The sequence below is a fragment of the Paenibacillus tabacirhizosphaerae genome (genome assembly GCF_040812395.1).
In the GTDB taxonomy this organism is placed as follows: Bacteria; Bacillota; Bacilli; order Paenibacillales; family NBRC-103111; genus Paenibacillus_E.
Window position 1 is genome coordinate 1 of the sequence record NZ_JBFNXH010000079.1, and the last position, 865, is coordinate 865.

Annotated in this window: 1 protein-coding gene; it reads right to left on the reverse strand. The window is 55.7% G+C overall.

What is annotated here, in order from left to right:
• The coding region (locus ABRS97_RS28040; protein WP_367859150.1) for an AMP-binding protein at positions 1-865 on the reverse strand (865 nt) is incomplete at both ends.

Here is an 865-nt window from a genome sequence, read left to right on the forward strand (position 1 = left end):
GATGAAGCCGATCCGGCCGTAAATAGAATTCGCAGCCTTGGCATTTCATCCGGCTCCAGATAAACCGCATAGGTCGGAGGCAGAGCCGCTATCGTGATGTCGTGTTCGACCATATATGCTTCAAACAGCTGGTAATTCAGAATTGTTGTAGAAGTCGGTACATACAACGTGGCTCCGCAGAACAAAGCCTGGAATATTTCCCAGCAAGCCGCATCGAACGAAAGGCTGGCGAAGAGCAGGGCATGATCTTCCGTGCCGATGCGCAGTGTATGGTCGTAATAAGCCTTGAGATTCGTCAGGCCGTGGTGCTCGACCATGACTCCTTTCGGCTTGCCCGTCGTACCCGACGTGTAGATCACATAAGCCAGATCATTCGCGCCGGAGACAAGCTCTAAGTTTGAGCCATCGACGCTGTAAACAGCGGGATCGTCCAGCGTCAGGACGGTCCCCGCCTCGAAGCTGACGCGCTCACGCAGGCGTTCTTGCGTCAGCAGCAGCTTCGCGCCCGAGTCTTCGAGCATATAGCGGATGCGGTCTTCCGGATAGTCCGGATCAATTGGCACATACGCGCCGCCAGCCTTCATGATGGCGAACACGCCGACGATCATCGCCAGCGAACGCTCGGTCATCAAGCCGACGAAACTATCCGTCTGCACGCCTGCATGACGCAGCGTCCGTGCCAGAGAATTCGCACGCTCGTTCAGCTCGCGGTACGTCAGCTTCTCGCCCTCGCAGAAGACGGCGACCTGATCTGGTGTCCGTTCTGCTTGTTCCTCGAACAGCTGAGGAATCGTTTTGTCGCGAGGAGAACTCATCGCAGTAGCGTTGAATTCATCAAAGATCTGCGCTTTCTCATCCTCTGTGA